Genomic DNA, 4,169 nt, shown 5'->3' on the forward strand with positions numbered 1-4,169 from the left:
TGAGAATGACGGCGTCGTTAAACACCGCCATGATATGCCGCCTACTGCAGACCATCACCAACTTTCGGGCATAACTCGTGTGGTGTCGCTATGAAGCACTCTCGACCTCACATCTCGAAGCAGTAGGCCGATACCCTAAACTCTCGAATTTCGCGAAATTCATTTGAAATGTTCTTTTATCCATTGCATTGCTTTAGGAAAATACAAGGCACTTGTTAGAAAGTTGACCTCTTATGTCTCGCTCTTGATGACTTCGGGTCTGGATCAATGGCAGAATCCGGCGATCGACGCGGCGACACAGGTCTCTGACTTTGATTTTCGTAGGGTCAGGAAGGAACCGTTCAGCGTTTACCTCGTCGTGCAGCCGTTGATGGTCAAACCTCTGGCGCCCCTGATCCGGCTCTTCTTCTCCGACCTACTTGCGTCTTTGCAGGACAAAGAACCAGGTCCAGACGAACCATGGCCGGTTATGATCATGCTCGATGAATTCAACCGCCTTGGGAAAATGCCAATTGTGGTTGAGAGCATCGAGACTTTGCGGTCCTACAAAGGGCATTTGGCTATCGTTACCCAGACGATCCCGGCGTTGGATGAAATCTATGGGGAGAACACCCGCCGCGCCCTGCAGGGCAACGCGGGCGTGAAACTCTATCTTATACCAAGCGGCGTGAATGCTGACTCACGGGGGATCCATCGGAAACCGAAAATGGGCTCAAGGGTTCTGATCAATGCAGGTTGGTATTACGCCATCGGATGAAAAGACGGTCGAGGAATTGAGCAAGGGCTATCCTGTACCCAGAACGGTTCGACAAGTGATCCGTTTCAACAGCATGGGCTGAGCCTCATACACAGAGTTTCGGATACTCCCGTTGTAGTTGGACCAATTCTTGGTTTTGCAGGTCTTCGGTTTCCATTGGGCAACTCATGCAACAAAGCCCGTCAGACACCCGAAGCCACAAACTCTACTATCGAAATGGTACGAACGTTGAAATGTCGCCGCCGGTGACAACCTCACCCTCACAGACCAGCCATGCATGTGCGTCCATCTTGCCGCCGGGCAATTTGCGGGACCCGAGGCGAATTGTTGAGGGGACACCTTGGCGCTTCAACCAGTTTTGTCCTGCTTTTGTCTGAACCAAACAGTCTGATCGCCAAGGCACCATTTTAGCGGCCCTTGGGATGGCCCAGGTGACACGCGCGATGAGTGTGGCCGTGTTGGTGGGTAAAGCGAGGCCTGAAGGAGGCGCCGTTCGTGACGACGGGTCTTGTTGAATTTCAGCGGCTTTGAGGTGCGGTAATTGGCGGCGCGCATGCCCTAATGCCAAGACGGCACGGCACAGGTCTGTCCATTCTTGACAGCTGAGTTTGTACAGTTTGGCGATCAAAGAAGAGGGGGAGCCTTCTTTTGCCATGTCAAGCCTGTTGGATGAGGTCATGTTCGGCGAGTTGTTCGAGAAACCCGGTAACTTCGCTCTCAACACTGTCAGGCGCGCCGGCGAAGGTCGCGCGTACATGGGTACAGACATCAGCTGGTGATTGGCCGCCGGCTTGGCCCAATTGATCCCAAACCTCGGTGCCGACAGCGTCCAGCCCGAAATAAGTCCCGCTGACGATATGCAAAATGACTGTTTCCTCTCCCATACGGCTTTCGATCGCGTCGGGGCTTGGGACATAAGCCGTTGCAGTGTCCAATTTGGTCGTCATGTGTCCACCTAGCTCCTTTGATTAGTTGTACCGAGCGCTCAGTTTCGCCACGTGGTTCAGTGCTTTGCTCTTAGTCTCGAACTGTTGCGGGAATTTTGCAGACAGCTGGTCTGCAACTGTATTGAGATCTGTTTGGCCATCAAACAGAGACAGGCAAAAGACGTCAATTTTTTGCTTGATGTGTTGCGGTGGGCAGAAAGACGCGGCGCGGGGTGCCAGAGTTTCAGGACTGATAATATCTGCCTTGAAGCTGGATTGTCGGAAAGCTTGCGCCTGCCCATCGGTATCGGTCGCGCGAAAGTTCCAACTCCAGACGTAACTACCATCAATGAAGTTGGCCGAGATATCAGCTGTCGCTGTCATGCCTTCAGCGAGCGACACAGGGCGTTCAAAGGGAAAGAAGGCCTGACCGTAAATTTGTTCTGGCGCGCCGGGGGCATTGCTATAGCCGACGCCCGGTAGAAGCTCAGTTTCGAACCAAATCAAGATGCCATGTGTTGTGCCAGTGCGCGTGGCCTCAAACGTCAGGGACGCCCGGTGGTTTGTATCCTCGATCGTGCGGTAATCCAGCGTTGCGAAACGTTGGGTCGATGATATCAACGCTTCGGGCTGCATGTATGTGCGCGACCACCTATTTGCGACATAGATGTGCGCGGCCGACATATCGAGACCGTAAGGTTTATCCAACCAAGGGCCGACATGCTTGGTGTACACCTCGGGCGCTTCAACCAGAGCGCCGTAAATATGGTCGACACCCGGAATTTGCACACCGCCGTGCTTCAGCAGACGTTTGCGGACATCTTTTATCGTTGGGATGTGATGTTCAAATAGCGGAATGACGCCCCGGATGTCAGAGATCACCACATCAGCCTTTTCATCCGTAGACCAGTTTTGCGACATGTCACGAACAAAGGTGATGCGGTCCGCAAACCCATTGTCCTGTGCAGCGAGTTTGGCGATGTGAATGGACGGATCAGGTTCAATCACAACCACATGCCCCGCGCCATATTTGCAGGCCAGCAATGCGAAATGTCCCGGCCCAGCCCCTAAATCAATGACACGGCATCCGGGTGTAATGGCCTGTTTGAGGGCCTTCGCATATTCACCTTGCCTTGGTTCGCAGGTGATCATTTCGCCATAACTGTTCAGACTGTAGCCGGAGGGACTCATGCGGTGCTTTCTTCAAGATGTTTTAGGCCAATTGTTTTAAAGATCAGGGCGTGGACTTTCGGCAGCGCATCGAAATCGCGCGGATAGTGTAGGTTATAGACGGGAATGCGGCTCGCAACTTCTGTTGCTTTGATGAAGCGGCGCTTTGCTTCTGGGGGGTCTGCGGGATTGAGAGCAAAGCTGTTGGCGATAAGGGCCATGCACGCCTCTGTATAAGTGAGACGTGAGACTCTGATCTCGTCTGCCGGGTCGGCCAGACAGAACAAGGCGGCCAGCGGTGCGCTGGTTGGACCAGGAGTAAAGGCCACATGGCGTTTGTCAGTGTAATCAGCCACGGGTCTCGTCGACTTTATATCCTGAAACATCTGGTCGATGGAATCGGGGAATAGCCTGAGGCTGGGGTAGAGACGTTCGGCGTGATAGGTTTGGCTGCCCTCACGTAGAAGCGCTGCATCGTCGGACATCAATGTTAGACCACGATGATGTAGGCTGGCCGTCATCGTAGATTTGCCGAACCCTGATGGCCCCATGAAACCAAGCGCCTTCTCTGAACAACCGACCATTCCGCAGTGAAGAACGAAGTGCCCACCATGAGCCAAGAGCCGCGGCGCTATTAGATCGGCTAAGACATGCTTCATTGTCTCGGGTGACGGCTTTACCTCGTAGCAAAGCGCATAGGTCAGCTCGTCTGGGTCTGTTAATAGAGCCACACTTGGCAAACCTGACGCCAGTTTTTGCGGAAATGTTATGCAATAGTTCAAATCACGCGGGTTTACATCCGGCAACCTCGTCCAGTTTTCGACAAAACTATCGCAATCTGTGGTCTTGTATGCTGAGTTCACTCAAGTTATCTCAAACGGCCAGAGAATAAGTTAAGGCCTTTTAAGGGGTTCGTTATTATCCGCTTTTCCGGCAGCGGATTCACTAGCCTTACCAGATCCAGATGCGGTCAGGCTAACCATGTCGCCGTAGAATGAGAATGTCAGTTTTGGCCTAGCATATACAGGTTTAACAATCGAATCACGCTTAGCGGACATTGTGCACTCCTTAGGCTCAAGTTTCAAATGCAACACCAAGAGCCCGTTGGGCATAGGATGTTGCGATGGACATACGAAGCAAGCACCTCAGTAGCGAGGAACGTGGCGTGATATTAGCCGAGCATAATCGAGGCAGCAGCCAACGGTCAATCGGCGATCTTTTGGATCGACCAGCGAGCATGATCTGCCGCGAGCTTACGCGGGGTCGGCAGGAAGACGGGACCTATTGCCCGCAGACGGCTCGGCGTGCCTATGATA

General features: G+C 53.1%; 5 protein-coding genes and 1 pseudogene. 2 read left to right on the top strand and 4 right to left on the bottom strand.

The features are described 5' to 3' along the window. Window positions 1-157 precede the first annotated feature (157 nt). Window positions 158-664 (top strand): annotated as a pseudogene (locus LC354_RS26615) (type IV secretory system conjugative DNA transfer family protein); the annotation flags it as partial. A 301-nt stretch (window positions 665-965) separates the two neighbouring features. On the opposite strand, the gene LC354_RS28200 reads toward LC354_RS26615, so the two are convergent. The 4 genes from LC354_RS28200 to LC354_RS26635 are packed head-to-tail and all read right to left on the bottom strand — an operon-like array spanning window position 966 to window position 3,716. Continuing rightward, the gene (locus LC354_RS28200) at window positions 966-1,526 is read right to left on the bottom strand and encodes a lasso peptide biosynthesis B2 protein (protein ID WP_399204418.1); all 561 of its coding nucleotides are present in this window, start codon (window positions 1,524-1,526) and stop codon (window positions 966-968) included. Beyond that, complete coding sequence (locus tag LC354_RS26625) at window positions 1,414-1,704, bottom strand: PqqD family protein (RefSeq protein ID WP_223428967.1); 291 nt, start codon at window positions 1,702-1,704, stop codon at window positions 1,414-1,416. Before LC354_RS26625 ends, LC354_RS28200 begins: the two co-directional genes overlap by 113 nt. Before the next feature lie 21 nt (window positions 1,705-1,725). Next, entirely contained in the window at window positions 1,726-2,874 is a 1,149-nt protein-coding gene (locus LC354_RS26630; protein WP_223428968.1) for a methyltransferase domain-containing protein, read from the bottom strand. Continuing rightward, on the bottom strand, window positions 2,871-3,716 hold the full coding sequence (locus tag LC354_RS26635; RefSeq protein ID WP_223428969.1) for a hypothetical protein: 846 nt from the start codon (window positions 3,714-3,716) through the stop codon (window positions 2,871-2,873). The genes LC354_RS26630 and LC354_RS26635 overlap by 4 nt, the downstream gene beginning before the upstream one ends. Window positions 3,717-3,976: 260 nt before the next feature. Here LC354_RS26635 and LC354_RS26640 point away from each other — a divergent pair. Then, window positions 3,977-4,169 (top strand): helix-turn-helix domain-containing protein (locus LC354_RS26640; protein ID WP_223428970.1); only part of this gene is annotated, 193 nt, incomplete at its 3' end.

Source organism: Tateyamaria pelophila, assembly GCF_019966495.1.
In the GTDB taxonomy this organism is placed as follows: Bacteria; Pseudomonadota; Alphaproteobacteria; order Rhodobacterales; family Rhodobacteraceae; genus Tateyamaria; species Tateyamaria pelophila.

Excerpts from the sequence above, each read along its gene's own strand:
- LC354_RS28200 (WP_399204418.1), bottom strand. The coding sequence starts at position 1,526 with ATGTCTGTACCCATGTACGCGCGACCTTCGCCGGCGCGCCTGACAGTG.
- LC354_RS26625 (WP_223428967.1), bottom strand. The coding sequence starts at position 1,704 with ATGACGACCAAATTGGACACTGCAACGGCTTATGTCCCAAGCCCCGAC.
- LC354_RS26630 (WP_223428968.1), bottom strand. The coding sequence starts at position 2,874 with ATGAGTCCCTCCGGCTACAGTCTGAACAGTTATGGCGAAATGATCACC.